Here is a 24582-nt window from a genome sequence, read left to right as displayed (position 1 = left end):
GCCGCCTCGGGGCGCTGCAGGGGCCCGCATGTCGACCAACCAATCCGCAGCGCAGCAGGGCATCGAAGGCCTGTATGCCGATCATCACAGCTGGCTGAGAAGCTGGCTGCGCCGCAGGCTGGGCAATGCGTTCGACGCGGCGGATCTGGCGCACGATACGTATCTGCGCATCCTGCATACTGGCCGGCTGCCCGAGCCGCACCAGTCCCGCCAACACCTGGCGCAGGTTGCGAACGGCCTGGTGATCGACCTCTACCGCCGCCGCCAGCTCGAGGCCGCCTATCTGGAAACCCTGGCCCACCTGCCGCGGGCGTTTGCGCCATCGGAGGAGGCCCGCGCGCTGGCGGTCCAGGCGCTGGTCGAGATCGACGCCGTGCTGCAAAGCCTGCCGGCCAAGGTTCGCGAAGCACTGCTCTTGCGCAAGCTGGACGGCCTGAGCTACCGCGATATCGCGGCTCGGCTGGGCGTGTCGGTATCGTCGGTGGAAAAGTACGTGGCATCCGCGCTCGTGGCCTGCTACCTGGCCCAGCACGCGGCTCCTGGCGGCTGACCGCGCATGCCCGCCTCGCCCGCCATTCCGCCGACGCCGCAGGCGCCCAATCGCGCCATCGACCCTTGCATCGTGCAGCAGGCGGCCGAATGGATGGCGCGCCTGTGGTCGGACGACGCAAACCCTGCGGACCAAGCCGCATGCACCCGCTGGCGCGCGCAGCATGCGGACCATGAACTGGCCTGGCAACGGCTGCAGGCGTTCGAAGACAAGCTTGGCAGCGTATCGCCGCAGGCCGCAAGCCACGCCTTGCGGCAGCGGCCGGCCAGCGCCTCACGGCGCCGCGCGATTGGCCTGCTGGGGCTGGGCGCGACGATCGCGGGCATGGGCTATGTCTTGCGCGGCACCGACTCTTGGCAAGCCGCCACGGCCGACTACCGCAGCGGCACAGGGGAAATACGGGCGATCACCCTGCCGGACGGCTCCAGCGTGACGCTGTCGACCGCCACCGCCATCGACCTGAGATTCTCCGAGGACGAACGCCTAGTGGTGCTGCGCGCCGGAGAGATATTGATTGCGACCGCGCCGGATCCCGCCGCCATGCCCCGGCCGTTCCGGGTGCGCAGCCGGCACGGTTCCATCCAGGCGCTGGGAACCCGGTTCTCGGTCAGGGACGATGCCGAAACGTCCCGCGTGGCCGTATTCGAAGGCGCCGTGGAAATCCGTCCCGCCAGCGCGCCGGACCGGGCGGTCCTGCTTCAGGCCGGCCAGGGCTCGCGCTTTTCCGCGATCGGGGCCGCCGCTCCCAGCCCAGCGGCGGAAAGCGCGGCAGCCTGGAGTCGCGGAATACTGGTGGCCGATGCCATGCGCCTGGACGAATTCCTGGCCGAACTGGCGCGCTATCGGCCGGGCCTGCTGCGCTGCGATCCCGACGTTGCGGGCCTGCTCGTCAGCGGCGTCTTTTCCGTGCGTGACACGGACCGGGCGTTGGACAACCTGACGCGGGCTCTTCCGGTGGCCGTGACCTACCGGACGCGATATTGGGTGACGGTGCAGGCCGCTGAATGATGGCCAGCCGGCAGCGGCCGTTACAACTTTTCTCAGGCGGCGATTGCGGATCCGGCCTTCTTGCTCGGGATACAGGGTGAACCCCCTACTTCTCCAGCACGAACCCCAAGGCATCGCCTCATGTCCCGTCATCCTCATTCCACGTCGCGTACCTACGCGTCAATAGTGCCAACGCCGCGCCCCGCAACGCTCCGTCTGATGCGTCTGGCGCTGTCGTTCAGCGCAGCGCTCTGCTTCATCCCGGCCGCCCCCGCCGCCGCGCAGGCGCAAAGCGCCGAGGCCAGGCGCAGCTACGACATTCCCGGCGGCCCGCTGAGCCAGGTGCTCAATGCCTATGCCAGTGCAGCCGGCGTCGAGCTGAGCATGGACGCCACCTTGCTGCATGGCAAGCACAGCAACGGCCTGTCCGGCAGCTATTCGGTGCGCGAAGGCTACGCCGAACTGTTGCGCGGCCAAGGCCTGCAGGCCCTGCGGGAAAGCAACGGCAGCTACACCCTGCGCCGCGCTCCGGCGTCACACCAGGACGCCACCACGCTCGAAGCGGTGACCGTCACCGCGCAGGCTGCGGAAACCGCCACCGGCCCGCTACATGGCTACACCGCCCGGCTCAGCGCGGCCGGCACCCGCACCGACACGCCCATCATCGAAACGCCACAATCCATCTCGGTCGTGGGCGCGGAAGAAATCGACACGCTGAAGTCGCAGAGCATTCAGGATGCGCTGGGCTACGTGGCGGGCGTCAGCCGCGCCGAAGGCATGGACCGCACATCCGACAGCCTGTTCCTGCGAGGCTTCCGCAGCAATCTGGGCAACTACTATCGCGACGGCATGCTGTACACCGTGAACATCTACAACGGACGGCAGGAGGTCTACGGGCTGGAGCGGATCGAGTTCCTCAAGGGCGCATCGTCCGTTCTTTACGGTTCGGCATCTCCAGGCGGCATCATCAATACGGTAAGCAAACGCCCCACCATCGAGCCGCTGCGCGAACTGAACGTGGAAGCGGGCAACTACAGCCGCAAGCAGATATCCGGCGACTTCGGCGGGGCGCTGGACGAGGAAGGCAAATGGTCATACCGCCTGACCGCCCTGCTGCGCGACAGCGATACGTTCATTGACCACGTGCCCGACGACAGGACTTATATCGCGCCTGCAATCACCTGGCAGCCCAGCGCCGCCACCTCGCTGACACTGCTTGCGGAGTACCAGAAGGACCATACCGTCTACGTCTATGGCCTGCCGGCGCAAGGCACGGTGCTCCCCAACGTCAACGGCAAGATTCCCCGCAACCGCTTTACCGGCGAGCCTGGCTTCGATAAATTCAACATGGAGCGCTATTCGATCGGCTATCTGTTCGAACATGCCTTCAACAGCCAGCTGAAACTGCGCAACAGCGCGCGCTACTTCCATGCGGACAGCACCTATCACTCCACCGACATCTGGCAACTCGCGCCCGACCAGCGCTGGACCGCCGACCGAGGGGCAATGCCGCGCTGGGACCGTTCCTCCGCGCTGATCTCCGATACGTCCTTGCAATACGAAGTGGGCAGCGGCATGGTGCGCCACACCTTGCTGGCGGGCATCGATTACTCGCTGCCCAAGCACGAAACCGAACGCTATATCCGCAGCAACAACAACATCGACCTCTACGATCCCGTCTACGGCGCGCCACTGGGCCCCGTCGCGCCCTTCCCCGGATCTTCCTCCATCACCGACATGAAGCGCCTGGGCATCTACCTTCAGGACCAGATCAAGATCGCCGACAAATGGGTGGTTCTGCTGGGCGGGCGCCAGGATTGGGTTACGGTCGACGAACGCAACTTCTTCACCGACGAAAAATATGCGGACGGCGAAAAGAGCAAGGCCTTCACTGGCCGCGCTGGCCTGGTCTACCTGGCCGACAACGGGCTGGCGCCATTCCTGAGCTATAGCGAATCGTTCGAGCCCACCAGCGGCCAGGACCGCCAGGGCAGCCGCTTCCAGCCCACCACCGGCCAGCAATACGAAGCCGGCCTGCGCTACCAGCCTGCGGGCTCGGACACCATGCTCTCGGCGGCGGTCTACCAACTGACCCGCAAGAACATGACCGTGACCGATCCCCTGGACACGTCCTACCAGATACAGGCCGGCGAGGCGCGAACCCGCGGCCTGGAACTGGAAGCGCGCACCCGCATCGGCCGCAATGCCAACCTGATCGCCGCCTACGCCTACACCGACGCGCGCACGCTCAAGGCCAGCCCCTTGCTGCCCGACGAGGAAGGCAGGCGCCTGAATTCGGTCCCCTACAACCAGTTCTCGCTATGGGGCGACTACGGCTTCGGCGACTTCGGCCTGCCGGGCCTGAGAATCGGTGCGGGGATACGCTATGTGGGCAGCACCCGCGGCATGGCGCACGGCATGCCGGTGGAGGTGCCGTCCTTCACGCTGTTCGACGCCATGATCAGCTACGCGACGGGGCCGTGGAAGTTCGCGCTGAACGCGTCCAACCTGACCGACAAGACGTATATCGGCAGCTGCACCTACGGCTGCTTCTACGGCGAGCCGCGCCGGGTGATAGGCACCGCCTCCTATCGCTGGTAAGGCAAGAGACCGGCCCACGCTCTCACCAGAGTCCGGGCCGGCCCTCCGTCCACCTGCCGGACACCAAAAATCCCCCATTTGTCCGCCCCCCGCGACTTTTAGTACTATCTCTTTCAGAAATTCTATATACGCACAAATGTTCGTATATAGAACAAAACGATTTTTCTGGCCAGGCGCACAGGAAGGCACTCCGGAAGAGACAGAAAGCACCCTGGTTCCGCACGTGCCGCCCGCAAGCCCGGCGTGTCAGTCAGCACCGAGCGAACCATCATGGATACTCCCCTCAAGAATCTCGCCATCGTCGGCGCAGGCGCCATGGGCAGCGGCATCGCCGCGCTGTTCGCCTCGAAGGGATTGAACGTCGTCCTGATCGACCCGATGGAAGGCGCGCTGGAGCGCGCGCTGCAGACCATAGACCGCCAGCTGAATGTCTACGCTCCCGGCAACGTCCAGGAAGCGATGCAGCGCATTCAAGTCGCGCCCGGGCTGGAAGCGGCTTGCAACAGCGACCTGGCCATCGAGGCCGTGCCGGAAAACCTGGAGCTCAAGCGCGGCATCTTCGCCAAGCTGGATTCCCTGTGCCCGGCGCACACCCTCTTCGCCACCAACACCTCCGGCCTGTCCATCAACGCCATCGCCAGCGCGGTGGTGCGCCGCGACCGCTTCGTGGGCACCCATTTCTTCACCCCCGCCGACGTGATTCCGCTGGTGGAAGTGGTGCGCAACGACGGCACTTCTGAAGACACCGTCGCCCGGGTCATGGCCACGTTGCGTCATGCCGGCAAGCGCCCGGTGCTGGTGCGCCAGGATATCCCCGGCTTCATCGCCAACCGCATCCAGCACGCCCTGGCCCGTGAGGCCATCTCGCTGCTGGAGAAAGGCGTGGCCAGCGCGGAAGACATCGACGAAGTGGTCAAGTGGAGCCTGGGCATCCGCCTGGCGCTGTCGGGTCCGCTGGAACAGCGCGACATGAACGGCATCGACGTGCACTACGCGATCGCCAGCTATCTCTACAAAGACCTGGAAAACCGCACGGACCCCTCCGAGCTCTTGAAGAGCAAGGTCGAAAGCGGCCAGATCGGCGCCAAGAGCGGCCAGGGTTTCTACACCTGGAGCCCCGAGCGCCGCGAACGCGTGCTGCGCGAGAAAAGCGCCGCGCTGGGCGAACTGGCCGCGTGGCTCAACGGCAAGGCCAGCGGCTCCTGACGGTTCCGCCAGCAAGCATTCACTACATAAGGCGCGGGGCTTCCCGCCACCAGCGCCAGCGGGCCACAAGCCCAACCACACAAAGAAAGCAATCGTCCCACCCGCCCCCGCCGACACCCGGCGCCGGGCGGCGCAAGACGCGAAAAAACAGCCTGACCGGAGTTTGTAGGAAGCATCATGAATAAACTGGCTTCATTCTTTACCGAGCTGATGCGCAAGTATCTGCCCGATCCCTTCGTCTTCGCGATCGCGCTGACCCTGCTCACCGTGCTGCTGGCCATGGGCGTCGAAGGCAAGGGCATCGGCGACATCACCCGCGCCTGGGGCAACGGCTTCTGGAGCCTCTTGGCCTTCACGACCCAGATGGCCGTGATCCTGGCAATGGGCTATGTGCTGGCCACCGCGCCGCTCACCGACCGCCTGCTCAACCGCATCGTCAGCCACGTGCACAAGCCGCATACCGCCATCATCGTGGCGACGCTGGTCGGCGGCATTGGCAGCTACCTGAACTGGGGCTTCGGCCTGGTCATCGGCGGCATCGTCGCCAAGAAGCTGGCGCTCAAGGTCAAGGGCGTGCACTACCCGCTGATCATCGCTGCCGCGTACAGCGGCTTCACCATGTACGGCCTGGGCCTGTCGGCCAGTATTCCCGTGCTGGTGGCGACGCCCAACCACCCCACCGCCAAGCAGATGGGCACCATCCCGCTGTCGGAAACCATTTTCTCGGTGCCCATGCTGATCACCAGCCTGGTCATCATCGTGACGCTGCCGCTGCTCAATGCCTGGCTGCACCCGAAGAAGGGCGAGAAGATCGTTGAAGTGGACCCGGCCATCGATCGCGACGCCAACACGTCCAACGCCGCCGAAGACATGCTGGAAAAGGGCACCATCGCCTCCAAGCTGAACAACAGCCGCATCCTGAGCCTGCTGATCGGCGCGCTGGGCATCGCCTACGTGACCTTCCACTTCATGGACGGCGGCTCGCTGGACCTGAACCTGATCAACTTCATCATCCTGTTCCTGGGCATCATCCTGCTGGGCACGCCGGCCGCCTACGTGGCCAAGCTGACTGAAGGCATCAAGACGATCTCCGGCATCATCCTGCAGTACCCCTTCTACGCCGGCATCATGGCCATCATGGCCGCTTCCGGCCTGGTCACCACGATCTCCCAAGTGTTCGTCGACGTGGCCACGCCCGAATCGCTGCCGTTCTGGGGCCTGATCAGTTCGTTCGTCATCAACTTCTTCGCGCCGTCGGCCGGCGGCCACTGGGTCATCCAGGGTCCGTTCATGATCGACGCCGCCAAGGAAATCGGCAGCGCGCTGAACCAGACCACCATGGCCGTCATGCTGGGCAACGCCTGGAACGACCTGGTGCAGCCTTTCTGGATCCTGCCGGCGCTGGCGTTGTCCAAGCTCAAGCTGCGCGACGTGATGGGCTATACCGTCATCATGATGCTGTGGGTCGGCGTGATCCACATCACCGCCGTGCTGCTCTGGGGCTACTTGACGCATTGAGCCCCGTACGCGCTGACTTTGGAAAAAGGGAACTGATATGAGCAAACCTACTGCGTATCTCGTGACCGGCGGCAGCGCCGGGATCGGAGCGGCGATTATCCGCATGCTGCTGGATGCGGGCCATAAGGTCGTCAACATCGACTACAAGCTGCCCGAAAATCCGCCTGCGGGGCTGGTGTCATATCAGGCTGACCTGACCGACGAAGCGCGCACCCAGGAAGTCGCCCGCGAAGTGACGGAGGCCTACAACATCGTGGGCCTGGTCAACAACGCTGGCGCCACCCGTCCCGGCACGGCCGACACGGCCACGCTGGCGGACCTGGACTACGTAGTCAATCTGCATCTGCGCACCGCGCTGATCCTGGTGCAGGCCGCCCTGCCCGCCATGCGCGAGGCCGGCTTCGGCCGCATCGTGAACATGTCGTCGCGCGCCGCGCTGGGCAAGCCGGACCGCGTGGTCTATTCGGCCACCAAGGCCGGCCTGGTGGGCCTGACCCGCACGCTGGCCATGGAACTGGGCGGCGACGGCATCACCGTCAACGCCATCGGTCCCGGCCCCATCGCCACCGATCTGTTCACCAAGAGCAATCCTGCAGGCGCGCCGCAGACTGAACGCATCATCAACAGCATCGTGGTCAAGCGCCTGGGCACGCCCGAGGACGTGGCGCGCGCGGCGATGTTCTTCCTGTCTCCCGACAACGGCTTCGTCACCGGCCAGATGCTGTATGTCTGCGGCGGCACGACGCTGGGCGTCGCGCCGATCTGAGGCCAGCCATGCGCACCCCGGCCGCCCTCTTCCCCTCCCTGCCTCGCCTAGCGGCGCAGCAAGGCGTGGTTGATCTGGTCGGCCGCGCGGCGCAACGGCGGCAGGAAAGCCGCCAGCATCTCCTCGCGCGTGAAGCGATTGGCATGGCCGCTGACGTTCATCGCGGCGATCACGCGGCCGCTGCGGTCCATGATGGGCACGGCCACCGACTGCAGCCCCGGTTCCAGTTCCTGCGCGACGCAGGCGTAGCCGTCGGCGCGCACGCCAGCCAGCACGCGCTTGAGTTCGGCGATATCGGTAACGGTGTGCGGCGTGTAGGACTGGATCTGGCTCAGCGCCAGCACCCGGTCCAACTCCGCCTCCGTCAGCCCCGCCAGCAGCACGCGGCCCATCGACGTCACCCAGGCCGGCAGGCGGCTGCCCACGGCCAGGTTGATGGTCATGACCTTGTGCGTGGACAGGCGCAGGATGTAGACGATGTCCGCGCCTTCCAGCACCGAAACGGAACACGACTCCCGCGTCTGCTCGGCCACTTCTTCCATGTACGGCAACGCCAGGTTCCACAGCGGCGTGCCGGACAGGTAGGCGTAGCCGAGTTCCAGGATGCGCGGGGTCAGCGCGAACTTGCGGTCGTCGACGGTGACGTAGCCCAGGTGCTCCAGCGTCAGCAGGATGCGGCGCGCGCCGGCGCGAGTCAGCCCGGTCACCGCGGCGACCTCGGACAACGTCATCTGCGAACGGTCGGGGCCAAAGGCCCGGATCACGGACAAGCCGCGCGCGAAGGACTGCACGTAGCTGTCGCTGGGTTGCTGGGTATCTTGCTCGGCCATCCGTCTACCGCAAAAAGAGTAAATGGGGATTGCGCCGCGCCGGCTCGCCTTGACGCTCGGCTTATCCCCATGAAACGATGTTCTTCAGAAGAACGAAAGTTCTAATTAAGAACAAATTATGACACGCCACCTATGAGCAAACATCATGATTTCTAAGCTTGTTGCAAGCGCGGCGGCCGCCCTGGCGGACGTACCCGACGGCGCCACCGTCATGATCGGCGGCTTCGGCACTGCCGGCCAGCCCATGGAACTGATCGACGCCCTGCTCGAGCAGGGCGCCAAGGACCTGGTCATCATCAACAACAACGCCGGCAACGGCACCACCGGCCTGGCCGCCCTGCTGGGCGCCAACCGCGTGCGCAAGATCATCTGTTCGTTCCCGCGCCAGGTGGACTCGCAGATCTTCGACGGTCTGTACCGCAGCGGCAAGATCGAGCTGGAACTCGTGCCGCAGGGCAACCTGGCCGAACGCATCCGCGCGGCCGGCGCCGGCATCGGCGCGTTCTTCACGCCCACCGGCTACGGCACGCCGCTGGCCGACGGCAAGGAGATCCGCGAGATCAACGGCCGCCAGTACGTGCTGGAATATCCGCTGCACGCCGACTACGCGCTCATCAAGGCCGAGCGCGGCGACCGCTGGGGCAATCTGGTCTATCGCAAGACCGCCCGCAACTTCGGCCCCATCATGGCGAGCGCCGCGCGCGTAGCCGTGGCGCAGGTGCGCGAAGTGGTTGAACTGGGCGAGCTGGACCCCGAAACCGTCGTGACCCCCGGCATCTTCGTCAAACGCGTCGTGCAGATCGCAGCCACCCCGGCCGCCAAGGAGCAGCAATGAGCACCAAACTGACCCGCGACCAGATCGCCGCCCGCGTGGCGCAGGACATTCCCGAAGGCGCCTACGTGAACCTGGGCATCGGCCTGCCCACGCTCGTCGCCAACCATCTGCCGGCCGACCGCGAAGTCATCCTGCACACCGAAAACGGCATGCTGGGCATGGGTCCCGCCCCCGCCAAGGGCGAGGAAGATTACGACCTGATCAACGCCGGCAAGCAGCCCGTGACGGAACTGCCCGGCTGCTCGTTCTTCCACCACGCCGACTCCTTCGCGATGATGCGCGGCGGCCATCTGGACATCTGCGTGCTGGGCGCCTTCCAGGTGTCGCAACACGGCGACCTGGCCAACTGGCACACCGGCGCGCCCGACGCCATCCCCGCCGTGGGCGGTGCGATGGACCTGGCCATCGGCGCCAAGGACGTCTTCGTGATGATGGAACTGCAGACCCGCGAAGGCCAGAGCAAGCTGGTCGAAGCCTGCACCTATCCGCTGACCGGCGTGCGCTGCGTGTCGCGCGTGTACACGGACGTGGCGGTGTTCGACATCCGCGCCGACGGCGTGACCGTCATCGACATGTTCGGCGACACCACCGCCGACGAGCTGCTGCGCCTGACTGGCCTGCCGCTGAAGTTTTCCCGCTGAGTTTTGTGCGCGCTCCGGCAGGGCCGGAGCGGCTTTACAGGAGAGAGTCATCATGTTGTTCATGGTTCAAATGCAAGTCAATCTTCCCGTCGACATGCCCGCCGAGCGCGCCGACAAGCTGAAGGCCGACGAAAAGGCCCTGGCGCAGCAGCTGCAACGCGACGGCAAGTGGAAGAACCTGTGGCGCGTGGCCGGCCGCTACGCCAACGTCAGCATCTTCGACGTCGAAAGCAACGATGAACTGCACGCGCTGCTGTCCTCGCTGCCCCTGTTCCCGTACATGGATATCAACGTCACGGCGCTGGCGCGCCACCCCTCGGCGATCTGACAGGAGCAGTCCATGCCCTACATCATCGAAACCTTCGACAAGCCCGGCCACCAGGAAGTGCGTCAGCAGCATCGCGCCGCGCACCTGGAATACCTGGACACGAACAAGCAACTGCTGCTGGCCTGCGGCGCCAAGCTGCAGGACGACGGCAAGGATGCCGGCGGCGGCCTGTACATCGTCGCCCTGGAAACGCGCGAAGCCGCGCAGCAGTTCATCGATGCCGACCCATTCTCCCTGGCCGGCCTGTTCGAGCGCGTGACCATCACGCGCTGGCGCAAGGCCTACCTCGACGGCGTCTGCCATCTGTAATCGCAAGGAACAAACCCACATGTCTTACGCCGATCTCAGCCAGGCACGGCTGTACTACGTCATCGATGGCCCCGCGGATGCGCCGGTGCTGGTGCTCTCCAACTCGCTGGGCACCTGCTCCGACATGTGGGCCCGCCAGATTCCCGAACTGAGCAAGCACTTCCGTGTGCTGCGCTACGACACCCGCGGCCACGGCAAATCGTCCATCCCCGAAGGCGAATACAGCTTCGAACAGCTGGGCAACGACGTCGCCGAATTGCTGGCGCATCTGAACATCAAGCGCGCGCACTTCTGCGGCCTGTCGATGGGCGGCCCCACCGGCCTGTGGCTGGCGCTGGCGCGTCCCGAGCTGCTGGACAAGCTGATCCTGTGCAACACCGCCGCGCGCATCGGCTCGGCCGAAGGCTGGAGCGCCCGCATCGCCGCGGTCGCCGAACAGACCCTGGAAAAGATGGCGCCCACGCTGGTCGAACGCTGGCTCACCGACAGCTACCGCGCCGCCGAGCCGGGACTGACCCAGGTGCTGATCGACATGCTGCGCCGCACGCCGGACGCCGGCTACTCGGGCAATTGCGCCGCGCTGCGCGACGCCGACTTCCGCGAACAGGTGGCCTCGATCAAGGCGCCCACGCTGGTCATCAGCAGCACGCACGATCTGGCCGCCACGCCGGCCCAAGGCCAAGAGCTGGCCGCAGCCATACCTGGCGCGCGCTACTTTGAAATGAACACCTCCCATATCTCGAACTGGGAGCAACCGGAAGTCTTCACCCGCACGGTCGTCGACTTCCTGAAGGGGTAAACGGCATGCAGCGCTGGAAAAACCGGCCCGAAGGCTCCAACTGGGGCGACTTCGGACCCGACGACCAACTCGGCCGCCTGAACCTCATCACCGAAGAACAGGTCCTGAAAGGCGCGCGCGAAATCCGCACCGGCAAGACCTTCTGCCTGTCGCTGCCGCTGGACCTGCCCGGCGGCAACGTGCTCAACCCGCGCCGCCATCCGCCGCAGCTGAGCCCCACGCGCCTGGCGGACACGCCGTACCTGAACTTCCCGCTGCGCAACGTCAACCCGGACGCGGTCGACGTGCTGAGCGACGACCAGGTGCTGCTGTCGATGCAGTATTCGACGCAATGGGACGCGCTGGCCCACGTCGGCGCCTTGTTCGACGCCGACGGCGACGGCAAGCCCGAACTGCGCTACTACAACGGCTACCAGGCCGGCGTGGACATCATCGGCCCGGCCGACGGCGACCATACCGGCTGCGGCTGCAACAGCGGCGGCCCGTCCGCGGCGCTGAAGCTGGGCGTGGAAAACCTGGCCCAGAAAGGCATGCAGGGCCGCGGCGTGCTGGTGGACCTGTTCCGCCACTACGGCCCCGGCCGCACGCTGATCGGCCACGCGGAACTGATGCACGTGCTGAAGGCCGACAACATCAGCGTTGAACCCGGCGACATGCTGGTGCTGCGCACCGGCTATGCCGAAGCGGTGGTCGCCATGAACGGCACGCCCGACGCCGAAACGCTGCACACCTACGGCGCGGCGCTGGACGGCACCGACCAGGCGCTGCTGCAATGGATCACCGACAGCGGCATCGCCGCCATCTGCGCCGACAACTACGCCGTGGAAGCCTATCCCGCGCGCGAAAAGACCGGCCCGCGCGCCATGCTGCCGCTGCACCACCATTGCCTGTTCAAGCTGGGCCTGCCGCTGGCGGAACTCTGGTACCTGAAGGACCTGGCCGACTGGCTGCACGCCAACGGCCGGCATCACTTCATGCTGACCGCGCCGCCCTTGCGCCTGCCGCATGCGATCGGGTCGCCGGTCACGCCGATCGCGACGGTGTGATTGCTGCGCACCGCGCAAGCGCTTATCGCGCAAATGAAAAGAGCTCCAGACTTGGAGCTCTTTTTTTGTCCTGCGGCGATCGTTACTTCATGCCTTCCCAATGCGGGCCAGGCACCACGATATCGAACATCTCCAGCACGCGCGCCACGGTATGGTCCACCATCTCTTCAATGGAAGCGGGCCGGTGGTAGAACGCGGGCAGCGGCGGAAACACGATGCCGCCCATTTCGGTCACGGCGGTCATGTTGCGCAGATGCGCCAGGTTGAACGGCGTCTCGCGCACCATCATTACCAGACGCCGGCGTTCCTTGAGGGTGACGTCGGCGGCGCGGGTGATGAGGTTATCCGACAGGCCATGGGCCACGGCTGCCAGCGTGCGCATGGAGCATGGCACGATCACCATGCCCGCAGTCTGGAACGCGCCGCTGGCCAGGGTGGCGCCCACGTCGCGCACGCTGTGCACGTGGTCCGCCAGGGCATAGACATCATGGCGGCCGACGTCCAGCTCGTGCTTGATATTCAGCACGCCGGATGCCGACACCACCAGATGCGTTTCGACATCGTCCACGCCGCGCAACGCCTGCAGCATGCGCACCGCGTACAGGGCGCCCGTGGCGCCCGTGATGCCGATGACCAGTCGCCGCATGGGCTGATCAGGCCGTTGCGCCGGATTGATCCAGCAGCGTCTTCAGTTCGCCGGATTCGTTCATCTCGTTCATGATGTCCGAGCCGCCGATGAACTCGCCAGCCACGTACAGCTGCGGAATCGTGGGCCAGCTGGAGAACTCCTTGATGCCCTGGCGGACTTCGTCGTCCTCCAGCACATTGACGGTGACCAGCTTCTTCACGCCACAGCCCTTCAGGATCTGAATGGCCTTGCCAGAAAAGCCGCATTGCGGGAATTGGGCGGTGCCCTTCATGAACAGCACGACGGGGTGCTGGGTCACGGTTTCGCGGATGAATTCTTGAACGTCGCTCATGGTGGTCTCTTGGACAGGCATAACGGAATACGCCAATTATAGGTACAGCGGGAAAATTCGCCCGGATACCCCGGGCGTCCCGCCGGGAATGCGCTCAGGCGGGCAGCCGGCCGCCGGAAATACGTTCGATGCCGGCCAGGTCCCGGCGGCTGTGCACGTCCTGGAATCCGGCCGCGGCCAGCAGGTCGCGCACGGCTTGCGCCTGGTCCCAGCCATGCTCCAGCCACAGGGCGCCGCCCCGCTTCAGGTGGCGGCCGGCGCCCTGGACGATGCGAGCCAGGTCTTCCAGCCCGCCCGCGCCGTCGGTCAACGCCCCCCGCGGCTCGAAACGCACGTCGCCCTGGTCCAGGTGCGGGTCGTCGCAGGCCACATAGGGCGGATTGGACACGATCAGGTCGAAACCCTCGCCTGCAGGCACGGCGTCATACCAGCTGCCTTCGACCAGGCGCACGGACGCGGCCAGATCCCAGGCGTTGGCGGCGGCGACCGCCAGCGCGGCCGCGCTGAGGTCGGACGCCATCACCCGCGCGTCGCGGCGCGCCAGGGCAATGGAAATGGCGATCGCACCGCTACCCGTGCCCAGGTCCAGCACTGCGGGCGCGGCCAGGCCGGCCAGGCATTCCAGCGCGGTTTCCACCAGCACCTCGGTATCCGGGCGCGGAATCAGCACGTCCGGGGTCACGCGGAAACGGTGACCCATGAATTCGCGGTGGCCCAGCAGGTAGGCCATCGGCTCCCCGGCCAGGCGCCGCTGGGCCAGGGCTTCGTAGGCGGCGGCGGTCTCGGGCAGCAGAGGGTCGGTATCGTGCGCCAGCAGCCAGGCGCGCGGCTTGGCCAGCACGTGCTCCAGCAGCATGCGCACCTCCAGGCGGGGCAGGCGCGTGTCGAGCAGCAGGCTTTTCAGCTGGGGCGGCGTCATGGCCGGGCTCAGATGTCGTCGCCCAGGGCCGCCAGCTGCTCGGCCTGGTGTTCGGCGATGAGCGCGCCGGTCAACTCTTCCAGATCGCCTTCCATGATCTGCTGCAGCTTGTACAGCGTCAGGTTGATGCGGTGGTCGGTCACGCGGCCTTGCGGAAAGTTGTAGGTACGGATGCGCTCGGAGCGGTCGCCCGAGCCGATCAGGCTCTTGCGCTCGGCGGCTTCCTTGCTCTGCCGTTCGCGGGTTTCCTTGTCTTTCAGGCGCGCGGCCAGCACCTGCATGGCCTTGTCCTTGTTGCGGTGCTGCGAGCGGTCGTCCTGGCATTCCACCACCAGCCCGGTCGGCAAGTGGGTGATGCGCACCGCCGAATCGGTCTTGTTGATGTGCTGCCCGCCCGCGCCGCTGGCGCGGAAGGTGTCGATGCGCAAATCATTGGGGTTGATGACGATTTCCGACATCTCGTCCGCTTCGGCCATGATGGCCACCGTGCACGCGGAGGTATGGATGCGGCCCTGCGCCTCGGTGGCGGGCACGCGCTGCACGCGGTGCGCGCCGGATTCGAACTTCAGGCGGCCATAGGCGCCGTCGCCGTCGATGCGCGCGATCACTTCCTTGTAGCCGCCCAGTTCAGACGCGCTCTCGGACATCAGCTCCACGCGCCAGCCGCGCTGTTCAGCGTAGCGCGTGTACATGCGCAGCAGGTCGCCCGAGAACAGCGCGCTTTCGTCGCCGCCCGTGCCCGCGCGGATTTCCAGGAACAGGCTGCGCCCGTCATTGGGGTCACGCGGCAGCAGCAGCAATTGCAGCGCGGCTTCCAGCTCTTCGAGCTTGGCGCGGCCGGATTTGATCTCGTCCTCGGCCATGGACTTCAGATCCGGGTCGGACAGCATTTCCTGGGCCGCGGCCAGATCATCCTCCGTGCGGGCGAAAGCGGTGAACGCCTCGACCACGGGTTCCAGTTCCGCGCGTTCGCGCGAGAGCTTGCGAAAACGGTCCATGTCGGACGCGGTTTCCGGTTCGGCGAGCAGCGCGTCGACCTCAATGAGGCGGTGACACAGGTGCTCCAGCCGGCTGCGCATGGAAGATTTCATGGGGAATGACCAAAAAGAAAAACGGGAAAGCGGATAGCGGGCGCCCAAAAGACGAACGCCCGCCAGGAGGCGGGACGTGGGGCAGAATCGCTAACGGCGGGAGTCGCGGCCGGGGAACAGGCGCGGCATCCAGGCAAGCAGCTGCTTGCGGTCGTCGCCTTCGCTGCGGTTCAGCGCCGCCAGCGGGCCGTGCAGGTACTTCTGCGTCAGGCCGTGGGCCAGCTGCTCGAGCACGGCTTCCGGCGATTCGCCCCGCGCCAGCAGGCGGCGGGCGCGTTCCAACTCGGCGCTGCGGACGTCTTCGGCGGCCTGGTGCAGGTCGCGGATGACGGGCACCACCTCGCGGGACTGCATCCAGTGCATGAAGCCCTGGACGCGGGTTTCGATGATGGCTTCGGCCTGCACCACGGCCGCGCGGCGCGCGTCCGTGCCGGTCTGCACCAGGCGGCCCAGGTCATCCACCGAATACAGGTAGACGTCGTCCAGGCGGCCGACTTCGGGTTCGATGTCGCGCGGCACGGCCAGGTCGATCATGACCATGGGGCGGTGGCGGCGCAGGCGCGTGGCCCGTTCCACCATCCCCAAACCGAGGATGGGCAGGGAGCTTGCCGTACAGGAAACGATGACGTCGAACTCGGACAGGCGGTCCGTCAGGTCCGACAGCTTCATGGTGCTGGCCGCGAACCGGTTGGCCAGGACCTCGGCGCGTTCGGCCGTGCGATTGGCCACCACCATGCTGCGCGGACGCTGCGCGGCGAAGTGCGTGGCGCACAATTCGATCATTTCGCCCGCGCCGATGAACAGCGTGCGGGCCTGGTCCAGATTGCCGAACACGCGCTCGGCCAGGCGCACCGCGGCGGCGGCCATGGACACCGACTGCGCGCCGATGGCGGTCTGCGACCGCACTTCCTTGGCCACCGAGAAGGTGCGCTGGAACATCTGGTGCAGCAAGGTGCCCAGCGAACCGGCTTCGCCGGCGGCGCGCACGGCGTCCTTCATCTGGCCCACGATCTGGGTTTCGCCCAGCACCATGGAATCCAGGCCGCTGGCCACGCGGAAAGCGTGGCGCACGGCGTCATCTTGGTGATGGCGGTAGAGATGCGGGCGCAGCGTGCCGGCGTCCAGGCGGTTGTAATCCGCCAGCCAGGCGGGCAGTTGATCCGCCACGTGGCCGTCAGCGGCGCAATAGATTTCGGTGCGGTTACAGGTGGACAGGATGGCGGCTTCGCGTACCGAGCCGCCAAACGCCGAACGCAAGCCTTCCAGCGCGGGCTTCACCAGATCGACGGGCATGGAAACACGCTCGCGGACCGAAACCGGCGCGGACGTGTGATTCAGACCGAAGGCAAGGACAGCTACCGACATGTGGGAAGGATGGCCGGGCCATCCGCGCGTAAGCGTTAAGTACTGCCACTAAGAACGAGGCGCGGCAAGCAGGGGAAATTCAACCTGGGAGCAGCGTCAGACCGCTAATCATTATACCCCCGCGGGTTATCCCCAGGCCATTTCACCCCAGGGCCGCGACCCTGGGTCGCACCTTTCGTGCCATCCGCCCAACAATTTGGCCCAGGATTCATGCGGCGATCCGGCAGGGCAAGGCGATATCCAAGATTTTCTCCCCCGACTGGCGCAAGCCTCAAAAATTGTGTATAGTTGCGGACTTCGTTGGCCTGGTAGCTCAGTCGGTAGAGCAGAGGATTGAAAATCCTTGTGTCGGTGGTTCGATTCCGCCCCAGGCCACCAAAAAGATTCAAGCAACGAGCCCCGCCCCGTATCCACTACGGCGGGGCTTTTTGTTTTGGTCGCCGATATCGGTCCGTCGCCCGGCATTCTGGCGGCAGTCAGACCCCCCTACGCCGCCCGATGCGCGCGGATGAATTCGAGTGCGGCCCGCTTGGACACCACGTCCCCATACTTGCTGTCGATATCGAAAAGATTGGCTTCATGCGGGTCCGGATGGCGATCCCCCACTCCCTCCCGCACCACGATCACGTTCAGGCCGTGCTGCACGCCATCCACTGCCGTCGCGCGCACGCAGCCGCTGGTGGAGCATCCCAGCACGATCAGGGTGTCGACCTTGGAAGCCGTCAGCGTACTGGCAAGGCTGGTGCCGAAGAAACTGCTGGCGTACTGCTTGTGCAGGACGATCTCGCCGGGCAAGGGTTCCAAGCCGCCGCAAAACTCGTTGTAGGGCGCGTGTTTGAACAGTTCGAGGATGGGCGACTTGCGATACCAGGCGCCGGCGTCGGCCAGCGTGTGGGATTGGTGCGTGATCGTTGTGTGGATCACCATCATTCCGGCATCCCGCGCCGCGCGCAGGATCTCCGCGCTATGCGCCACCGCGGCCACGACGCCCGCGCCAAACATGGGCGATTCTTCAAGCGTATAGGCTTGCACGAAGTCGATGAGTAGCAATGCCGCCTTGTCGCCAAACCCGACTCGATGCCCCCATACGCCCTTGTAGTTTTCCGCTGCGCTACTCATGCAAAACTCCAAAACAAAAGAATTTGGCGGCGGTCACTCGATCCGGGCGCCGGTCTGCTCGATGATTCCGGACCACGTCTTCAGGTCGGTATCGATCAGCTCGGAGAACTGAGCGGGCGTGGTATTCGCCGCTACCGCCCCCTGGGCCTTCAAGTTGGCTTGAAACGACTTGTCCGCAAGCACGCTCGAGGTTTCCTGGCGCAGCGTGGCGACCACGTCCGCCGGGGTGCCGGCCGGGGCGAACAGGCCATACCACGACATGGCCGCCACGCCCGGCACCGTCTCCGCGATGGTCGGCACGTCCGGCAGCAACGATGAGCGCTCGGACGATGCAACCGCGATCAGGCGCAGCTTGCCGGCATGGACGAACGACATGACGCTGGGCCAGCTGGTGAAAGTCACCGACACCCGGCCGGACACCATGTCCGTGTTGGCGGCGGAGGCGCCCTTGTAGGGAATGTGCATCATGTCGACCCCGGCGGCCCGCTTGAACATTTCGCCCAGCAGATGATCGAGCGTGCCATTGCCCGCGGAGGCCATGTGCAGTTGGCCAGGCTTGCTTTTCGCCAACGAAATCAGGTCCTGCACGGTCTTTACCGGCAGCTCCGGGTTCACGACCAAGACATAAGGCGCCGTCGCCACCAAGCCGATGGGCTCGAAGTCCTTCTTGGGATCGAATGGCACGGACTTGTACACGAACGGGCTGATGGTATAGCTGCTGCCCACGGTCAGCAGCAGGTTGTAGCCGTCCTGGCTGCCGCGCGCCGAGACGCCGATACCGATATTGCCGCCCGCACCCGCTCGGTTCTCCACCACGAAGGTCTGATGCAGACGCTCGCCGATTTTTTGGGCAAAAGGCCGGGCGACCGCATCGTTGGCCCCTCCTGGTCCGTGCGGCACGATGACCGTGACGGCCTTCGACGGATAGCCTTGCGCGTGGACGGCGCCAGCATGGGCAAGGCTCAGGGCGAGAATCAGCGCAGAGAAACTCAGTATCTTTTTCATCTTGACCAGTTTGTTCGGGTTGAAATGGAACTTCCATGCCGCGACTGAAACAACCAGGTTCATTGTCCGCTCCCCATTCTTTGTGTTTATCGTCCGCGTCCAGCTGCCTGGAGCGAATCATTTGATGGCAATTCTCGGCATCGAGATCGATATCGTCCAATACGAATTAAGGAATCATCTATAGTGTTTCCAGATAAATTGGACGGGATGCCCAGCCATGGACTTGCGGCAGCTTCGGTACTTTGCGGCGATTGCGGAAGAACAGAGCTTTACCAAAGCGGCCCGGAAGCTGCACATTTCGCAACCTCCGCTCAGCCAGCAACTGAGCAATCTGGAGGACGACCTTGGCGTCCGTCTTTTCATACGCACCAGCAGAAGCGTCCAGCTCAGTGAAGCGGGCAGCGTGCTGCTGCCCCACGTCCGCGCCGTGCTGGATCGCCTGGACGAGGCCAGGCTTCAGGTACAGCGCGTGGCGCAGGGCCTGGAAGGGTGCGTGACGCTGGGCTTGACCGGCTCGCACTTCCTCGGCACCTTGCCCCAGTTCATCCGCGAGTTCCGACAGGAGCGGCCGCAGGTGGACGTGGCCTTGAAGGAAATGCCCCCGTCCGATCAACTGACAGGGCTGCAGGACAGGCGCCTGGATCTATGCCTCTCGCGCGGCATCCCTGACGATCCGACATTCGCCGCCGAGCTGCTATGGCACGACTCGTCGGTGGTCGTGCTGCCACCAGGCCATCCGCTGTCGCGCCGCAAGCGGCTGCGCCTGCAGGAATTGAAAGACGAAGATTTCGTGTTCTTCCGCCTGGGGTCGTCCATCTTTGCCGACTCGGTGTATCAGGCCTGCCTGTTTTCGCGCTTCGAGCCGCAGATCGTCCAACAGGTCGTGGAAGTGCCCGCCGTGGTCAATCTGGTGGCCGCCGGACTCGGGATCTCCATCGTCCCCGAATCGATTGCACGCCTGCGCGCCGATGCCGTCGCGATCTGCGAACTTGCACATGAAAAAGACATGCCGCAGATTTCGTCCAGCGTCTATCTCATGCGCCGATCCGACGAAGACCGCCAGGTCGTGCTGGGATTTGCCGCCGCGCTCCATCAATGGGCCAGGCAGTCGATACCCGCGCCCCTTTCCCTGGCCCGCCCTTCCGCGATATCGTAAGACGCCCTCCCCGTAGCCCGCCGCATCCATCCACCGGAGCCGCGACATGCGCGCAACAGCAAGAGCAAAAGCGCTTTTCGGTCTGATTGCACTGCTGGCCTGCCTGCTGGGCCCCGCGCACGCGCAAAGCGCCGCGACGTCGCCGCCCCGCCCCGCCCCCGTTTCCACCCAGGTCCAGGCTATCCTGGTGGCGGAAATCCCGCTGCGAGCGGACACCGATCACCGCTACGCCGAAAGCGTCATGGAGCGCGTCACCGGCGCCGACCCCACCGACTTGCTGGCGCCGCGCCTGGAATCGATTTCCCGGTCCGTCGACGAAAAGCTCCAGCAGTTCCAGCCGGCCCAATTGCGCAGCCTGCCCATCATGCGGCTGGAAAGCCTGGAGCGGCACTGGATGTTCGACGCGCGCCGTTTCGCGGCCTGGCAGGAGGACATGCGCCAGGCGACCGCGGCCTATGCCGGCGACGCCGCCGAACTGGCGCGCCGCCGGGATGCCTGGCAGTCTCTCAAGACCGCGCCCGGCGCCGCCGACCTGCCGCCGGCCCTGACCGGCCGGATCGACTCCGTCATCGCCCAACTGGTCCGGGCCGAACAAGCGCTGTCCGTGCCGCTGGGCCGCCAGATCGCGCTGGGCCAGCGCGCCAACGCCGTCGAAGAGCGCATCCAGTCCGGGCAGCGCGCGGTGGCCGATGCCATCAACTACATCGACGCCCGCCTGCTTGAACTGGACGCGCCCCCGCTATGGGCGGCTACCTTCACGCCGACCGCGCGCAGCGATGCGATGGCCTATCTACGCTCCGGCCTGGACATGGAACTGCGCTTCGCCCGCCAGTACGCCGCGGCCGACACCGGCAACCAGCTGGCCCTGCATGTGCTGCAGGTCGTGCTGCTGCCGCTGCTGCTCTGGCTGGCCTGGCACAGCCGCCACGCGATCCGGGCCGGTGAAATGAGCCAGACGGCCGCAAGGGTGCTGGGACGCCCGCTGTCCGCCTGGCTGCTGCTGGCCATGATGGGAGTGCAGCTGCTGGAGTCGGATGCGCCGCTGATCGTGCTGCAGATCGCGCTGCTGCTGGCGGTCGTGCCCGTGCTGCGCCTGCTGCCGCCGACCGCGCGCGAGCAACTGGATCTGTGGCCCTACGCCATCACCGGCCTGTATCTGGCGGAGCGGCTGGGCATTTTCTTCCTGGCCAGCGAAACGCTGTACCGGCTGCACAACCTCGCCATCACCCTGCTGGCCCTGGCAACGGCGCTTTGGCTGCATGCCCGCGCCCAGCGCCGCGGCAACGCCCAGGCGCCCAGCCGGCTGCACAAGGCCGTGCGTGCCGGCGCCTGGGTCGCCGTGGCGTTGCTGGCCATTGCCGGCGTCTCCAACCTGATCGGCAACCTGTCGATGGCCGAGATGCTGACCAGCGCCGTCATCAGCAGCGGCTACTTCGGCCTGATGCTCTACGCCGGAGTCACCATCATCGTCACCCTGCTGCAGCTGCTGCTGGCCCGGCCCGGCGTGTCGCGCTTCCGCATCGCGCGCGAGCACGCCCCGCCCCTGGTGCAACTGCTGATCCGCCTGGTGATGGCCAGCGCCGTCGTGGGCTGGACCCTCTACACGATGGACCGCTTCCGCATTCTGCGCGGCACCTATGCCGTCACGACGAAAGTACTGTCGTACACGCTGGCGCTCGGGGACATCACCATCAGTCTGGGCAACATCCTGGTGTTCGCAATCTCCGTGGTGATCGCGTTCTGGGCCGCGCGGGCGATCCGCCTGGTGCTGCACGACGAAGTGCTGGCCCGCATGCCCCTGCCGCGCGGCGTGGGCAACAGCATCGCCTCACTGACCTACTACTCGGTGCTGCTGCTGGGCCTGGCGGTGGCGCTGTCGGCCGCCGGCGTCAGGACCAGCCAACTGGCCCTGGTGCTCGGCGCCCTGGGCGTGGGCATAGGCTTCGGCCTGCAGAACGTGGTCAACAACTTCGTGTCCGGCCTGATCCTGATGTTCGAACGTCCCATCCAGCCGGGCGACGTGGTGGAAATCGGCGAGACCTCCGGACAGGTGCGCGAGATCGGCATGCGCGCAACCCGCATCAGGACCTTTGAAGGGGCCGACGTGGTGGTCCCGAACGGCACCCTGCTTTCGGAAAAACTGACCAACTGGACCATGCTGGACCGCAACCGCCGCATCGAAATCAACCTGGGCCTGGCCTACGGCACCGACCCCGCGCAGGCCATCGAACTGCTGGGCTCGGTGGCGCGTGGCACCCTGGGCGTCTCCACCCAGCCGGCGCCCATCGCGCTCTTCATGGGCTTCGGCGCCAGCACCCTGGATTTCAGCATCCGCGCCTGGACGCCGGACTTCGACCAGTGGATGTCCATCCGCAGCGACATGTTGTCGCGGATGTACGAGGCGCTGACGCAGGCCGGCATCGGGATACCCTATCCGCAGACCGACCTGCACCTGCGCAGCATCTCTCCGGAAGCTTGCGCCGTCCTCGCGCAAGCCCGCCGCGCCGCGCCGGATGGCGGGCCGCCTCCCACATGACGCGGATATTGTGTATAGTGGCGGACTTTCGCGTTGGCCTGGTAGCTCAGTCGGTAGAGCAGAGGATTGAAAATCCTTGTGTCGGTGGTTCGATTCCGCCCCAGGCCACCAATGAATTCAAGCAGCTGGCCCCGCCTTTGGCGGGGCCTTTTGCTTTGGTGCGCGGCGGCGTTTGTCGGATAGCATAGTCACGCCGTGCCACCCCTGACTTCCCCTCCACGCGATGACGCCTGATTCCTCTTCCCCGTCCTCCTCCATCGGCATGGGCCGCGCGGCGCTCGTGCTGTGTCGCGCGCTCTGGCACTATGCCGACGGCGCGCGGCGGCAGCTGATGGGCGCCATCGCGCTGCTGTCGGGCGCGCAGTTGGTCAAGCTGACCCTGCCCTGGCTGGCCTCCCACGCCATCAACGCCTTGCAGCAAAACGACATGTCCACCGCCGGCCTCTGGATCCTGTTCCTGGTCGGCAGCTACATGATGTCCTGGGTGTTCCACGGCCCGGGACGCGTCCTGGAAGGCAACGTAGGCGTGCATGTCCGCCAACGGCAGGCCGACGATCTCTATGCCCGCATCGCGGCCGCCCCGCTGACCTGGCGCGACGGCAGGCATTCCGGCGACCTGCAGCATCGGGTATTGCAATCCAGCCGCGCGCTGTCGGCTTTCGCCCGCAGCATGTACGGCTACCTGCACAGCGCCTTGAACTTCATCGGCCCTCTGGTGGCGCTGAGCCTGCTGTCGCCTGTCAGCGGCCTCATCGCCGTGAGCGGTTACCTGATTATCGCCCTCGTCACGTTGCGCTTCGACCTTGCGCTGATGCGGCTGGCCCGTTCCGAAAACGACCAGGAACGCCGCTACGTCGCCGCGCTGCTCGACTTCGTCAGCAATGCCGGCACCGTGATCGGCCTGCGGCTGCAAGCCGCCTCGCGCAAGATCCTGGGCCGCCGCCTGGAGGCGGTCATGCAACCCTTGCGCCGCGCCCTGTGGATCAACGAAGTGAAGTGGTGCGTAGTCGACCTGGCGGGCATGTGCCTTACCTGGATCCTCGTGGTGGAGTATGTGCTGCGGCACCGCGAGCCCGGGCAAGCCCTGCTGCTGGGCACTATCTTCATGATCTATCAGTACGCCCAGCAGGCCGCGTCCGTGGTCAGCGCCATTGCCTCCAACTTCCAGAGCTTCGCGCGCATGCACACCGACTACAGCAGCGCCGAGCCCATCTGGCAGGCCCCTGGCAATCCCGAAGCCGCCGTCCCCGCGGTCCAGCCCGACGCGCCGTGGCAGACCCTGGAGTTGCGCGGCGCCACCTGGCGCTACTCGGACGAAGGACGCGGCGGCCTGCACGGCGTCGACCTGGTGTTGCGCCGCGGTTCGCGCGTCGCGCTGATCGGCGCCAGCGGCGGCGGCAAGAGCACGCTGCTGCGTACCCTTGCCGGACTCTATCCGCCGCAACAGGGCGATCTGCTGCGCGACGGCAAGCCCGTGGACTGGACCGAACTGCGCGCGCTGGCCACGCTGATTCCGCAAGAGGCCGAAGTCTTCGAAGCCAGCGTGCAGGAGAACCTCACCTTCGGCGAACCTGCCGATGCGCAGGCGCTGCAAGCCGCCGTGCATACCGGCGTGTTCGACGAAGTGCTGCAACGCATGCCCGATGGCCTGGCCAGCCCGATGAATGAACGCGGCAGCAATCTGTCCGGCGGGCAACGCCAACGCCTGGCCCTGTCGCGCGGCGCGCTGGCCGCGCAAGGCAGTTCCTTGCTGCTGCTGGACGAACCCACCAGCGCGCTTGACCCGCAAGCGGAGGGTCGGGTGTTCGACCGCATGTACGCCGCCTTCCCGACGGCTTGCATCGTGGCCTCGGTGCACCGCCCCAGCCTGCTCAACCGCTTCGACACCATCGTAGTGATGGAAGCCGGGCGCGTGGTGGATGCGGGGCCGCGCGATGAAGTATTGTCCCGGCATCAACCTTGATAGAAAGCCCCGTCAGCCAAGCCCCTACACTC

Annotated in this window: 23 protein-coding genes and 2 tRNA genes; 17 read left to right on the top strand and 8 right to left on the bottom strand. The window is 65.8% G+C overall.

The features are described from left to right. The first annotated feature begins 28 nt into the window (after nucleotides 1-28). From AC3WOB_RS02550 to AC3WOB_RS02525, 6 genes are all read left to right on the top strand, one after another. Nucleotides 29-550 carry a sigma-70 family RNA polymerase sigma factor gene (locus AC3WOB_RS02550; protein WP_013396537.1) on the top strand — a complete coding sequence of 174 codons (522 nt, stop codon included), beginning with the start codon at nucleotides 29-31 and terminating at the stop codon, nucleotides 548-550. 6 nt (nucleotides 551-556) lie between these two features. Next, entirely contained in the window at nucleotides 557-1558 is a 1002-nt protein-coding gene (locus AC3WOB_RS02545; protein WP_492274073.1) for a FecR domain-containing protein, read from the top strand. A gap of 198 nt (nucleotides 1559-1756) precedes the next feature. Further along, nucleotides 1757-4138 carry a TonB-dependent siderophore receptor gene (locus AC3WOB_RS02540; protein WP_492274072.1) on the top strand — a complete coding sequence of 794 codons (2382 nt, stop codon included), beginning with the start codon at nucleotides 1757-1759 and terminating at the stop codon, nucleotides 4136-4138. Between the two features lie 270 nt (nucleotides 4139-4408). Beyond that, on the top strand, nucleotides 4409-5344 hold the full coding sequence (locus tag AC3WOB_RS02535) for a 3-hydroxyacyl-CoA dehydrogenase family protein (protein WP_492274071.1): 936 nt from the start codon (nucleotides 4409-4411) through the stop codon (nucleotides 5342-5344). A 177-nt stretch (nucleotides 5345-5521) separates the two neighbouring features. Continuing rightward, nucleotides 5522-6862: a short-chain fatty acid transporter gene (locus tag AC3WOB_RS02530; protein WP_013396541.1), complete on the top strand. Its 1341-nt coding sequence runs from the start codon at nucleotides 5522-5524 to the stop codon at nucleotides 6860-6862. A gap of 37 nt (nucleotides 6863-6899) precedes the next feature. After that, nucleotides 6900-7628 (top strand): SDR family NAD(P)-dependent oxidoreductase, encoded by a 729-nt coding sequence (locus AC3WOB_RS02525; protein WP_492274070.1) that lies wholly within the window; start codon nucleotides 6900-6902, stop codon nucleotides 7626-7628. Between the two features lie 47 nt (nucleotides 7629-7675). Here AC3WOB_RS02525 and AC3WOB_RS02520 read toward each other — a convergent pair whose 3' ends face one another. Continuing rightward, nucleotides 7676-8458 carry an IclR family transcriptional regulator gene (locus AC3WOB_RS02520; RefSeq protein WP_492274069.1) on the bottom strand — a complete coding sequence of 261 codons (783 nt, stop codon included), beginning with the start codon at nucleotides 8456-8458 and terminating at the stop codon, nucleotides 7676-7678. Between the two features lie 145 nt (nucleotides 8459-8603). On the opposite strand from AC3WOB_RS02520, the gene AC3WOB_RS02515 reads away from it, so the two are divergent. From AC3WOB_RS02515 to AC3WOB_RS02490, 6 genes are read left to right on the top strand one after another with little or no spacing between them, the layout of a single operon-like run. Then, a complete protein-coding gene (locus AC3WOB_RS02515; RefSeq protein WP_013396544.1) occupies nucleotides 8604-9293 on the top strand; it encodes a 3-oxoacid CoA-transferase subunit A in 690 nt (229 codons plus the stop codon). Beyond that, complete coding sequence (locus tag AC3WOB_RS02510) at nucleotides 9290-9934, top strand: 3-oxoacid CoA-transferase subunit B (protein ID WP_013396545.1); 645 nt, start codon at nucleotides 9290-9292, stop codon at nucleotides 9932-9934. The genes AC3WOB_RS02515 and AC3WOB_RS02510 overlap by 4 nt, the downstream gene beginning before the upstream one ends. Before the next feature lie 52 nt (nucleotides 9935-9986). Further along, nucleotides 9987-10262 (top strand): muconolactone Delta-isomerase, encoded by a 276-nt coding sequence (gene catC / locus AC3WOB_RS02505; protein WP_013396546.1) that lies wholly within the window; start codon nucleotides 9987-9989, stop codon nucleotides 10260-10262. Between the two features lie 12 nt (nucleotides 10263-10274). Then, nucleotides 10275-10571 (top strand): YciI family protein, encoded by a 297-nt coding sequence (locus AC3WOB_RS02500; RefSeq protein WP_013396547.1) that lies wholly within the window; start codon nucleotides 10275-10277, stop codon nucleotides 10569-10571. Nucleotides 10572-10590: 19 nt separating this feature from the next. After that, entirely contained in the window at nucleotides 10591-11370 is a 780-nt protein-coding gene (pcaD, locus tag AC3WOB_RS02495; RefSeq protein ID WP_013396548.1) for a 3-oxoadipate enol-lactonase, read from the top strand. Nucleotides 11371-11375: 5 nt separating this feature from the next. After that, nucleotides 11376-12416, top strand: coding sequence for a cyclase family protein (locus AC3WOB_RS02490; RefSeq protein WP_492274068.1), 1041 nt, complete (start codon nucleotides 11376-11378; stop codon nucleotides 12414-12416). Nucleotides 12417-12498: 82 nt separating this feature from the next. Here the strand turns inward: AC3WOB_RS02490 and AC3WOB_RS02485 are convergent, their stop codons facing one another. The 5 genes from AC3WOB_RS02485 to hemA all read right to left on the bottom strand — a co-directional run bounded on the left by AC3WOB_RS02485 (nucleotide 12499) and on the right by hemA (nucleotide 16771). Beyond that, a complete protein-coding gene (locus AC3WOB_RS02485) occupies nucleotides 12499-13062 on the bottom strand; it encodes a UbiX family flavin prenyltransferase (protein WP_013396550.1) in 564 nt (187 codons plus the stop codon). A gap of 7 nt (nucleotides 13063-13069) precedes the next feature. Beyond that, the gene (gene grxD, locus AC3WOB_RS02480; RefSeq protein ID WP_041654416.1) at nucleotides 13070-13396 is read right to left on the bottom strand and encodes a Grx4 family monothiol glutaredoxin; all 327 of its coding nucleotides are present in this window, start codon (nucleotides 13394-13396) and stop codon (nucleotides 13070-13072) included. Nucleotides 13397-13490: 94 nt separating this feature from the next. Further along, nucleotides 13491-14315 carry a peptide chain release factor N(5)-glutamine methyltransferase gene (gene prmC / locus AC3WOB_RS02475; protein WP_492274067.1) on the bottom strand — a complete coding sequence of 275 codons (825 nt, stop codon included), beginning with the start codon at nucleotides 14313-14315 and terminating at the stop codon, nucleotides 13491-13493. A gap of 8 nt (nucleotides 14316-14323) precedes the next feature. After that, nucleotides 14324-15406: a peptide chain release factor 1 gene (gene prfA / locus AC3WOB_RS02470; protein WP_013396553.1), complete on the bottom strand. Its 1083-nt coding sequence runs from the start codon at nucleotides 15404-15406 to the stop codon at nucleotides 14324-14326. A gap of 90 nt (nucleotides 15407-15496) precedes the next feature. Next, nucleotides 15497-16771, bottom strand: a complete 1275-nt coding sequence (gene hemA, locus AC3WOB_RS02465) for a glutamyl-tRNA reductase (protein WP_042796220.1) — start codon at nucleotides 16769-16771, stop codon at nucleotides 15497-15499. Between the two features lie 302 nt (nucleotides 16772-17073). Here hemA and AC3WOB_RS02460 point away from each other — a divergent pair. After that, nucleotides 17074-17149 (top strand) — tRNA-Phe (locus AC3WOB_RS02460). A gap of 108 nt (nucleotides 17150-17257) precedes the next feature. Here AC3WOB_RS02460 and AC3WOB_RS02455 read toward each other — a convergent pair. Together AC3WOB_RS02455 and AC3WOB_RS02450 are read right to left on the bottom strand one after the other, a co-directional pair. Next, nucleotides 17258-17890 (bottom strand): isochorismatase family protein, encoded by a 633-nt coding sequence (locus tag AC3WOB_RS02455; RefSeq protein WP_013396555.1) that lies wholly within the window; start codon nucleotides 17888-17890, stop codon nucleotides 17258-17260. Between the two features lie 33 nt (nucleotides 17891-17923). Continuing rightward, on the bottom strand, nucleotides 17924-18958 hold the full coding sequence (locus tag AC3WOB_RS02450; protein ID WP_492274066.1) for a Bug family tripartite tricarboxylate transporter substrate binding protein: 1035 nt from the start codon (nucleotides 18956-18958) through the stop codon (nucleotides 17924-17926). A 154-nt stretch (nucleotides 18959-19112) separates the two neighbouring features. On the opposite strand from AC3WOB_RS02450, the gene AC3WOB_RS02445 reads away from it, so the two are divergent. From AC3WOB_RS02445 to AC3WOB_RS02430, 4 genes are all read left to right on the top strand, one after another. Continuing rightward, nucleotides 19113-20051 carry a LysR substrate-binding domain-containing protein gene (locus AC3WOB_RS02445; RefSeq protein ID WP_492274065.1) on the top strand — a complete coding sequence of 313 codons (939 nt, stop codon included), beginning with the start codon at nucleotides 19113-19115 and terminating at the stop codon, nucleotides 20049-20051. 46 nt (nucleotides 20052-20097) lie between these two features. Continuing rightward, on the top strand, nucleotides 20098-22587 hold the full coding sequence (locus tag AC3WOB_RS02440; protein ID WP_492274064.1) for a mechanosensitive ion channel family protein: 2490 nt from the start codon (nucleotides 20098-20100) through the stop codon (nucleotides 22585-22587). 35 nt (nucleotides 22588-22622) lie between these two features. Beyond that, nucleotides 22623-22698 (top strand) — tRNA-Phe (locus AC3WOB_RS02435). Nucleotides 22699-22810: 112 nt separating this feature from the next. Beyond that, on the top strand, nucleotides 22811-24550 hold the full coding sequence (locus AC3WOB_RS02430) for an ABC transporter ATP-binding protein (RefSeq protein WP_492274063.1): 1740 nt from the start codon (nucleotides 22811-22813) through the stop codon (nucleotides 24548-24550). Nucleotides 24551-24582: the final 32 nt, after the last annotated feature.

This window comes from Achromobacter sp. FW305-C-30-7 (genome assembly GCF_058783105.1).
This window is presented reverse-complemented; position numbering and strand designations above follow the sequence as displayed.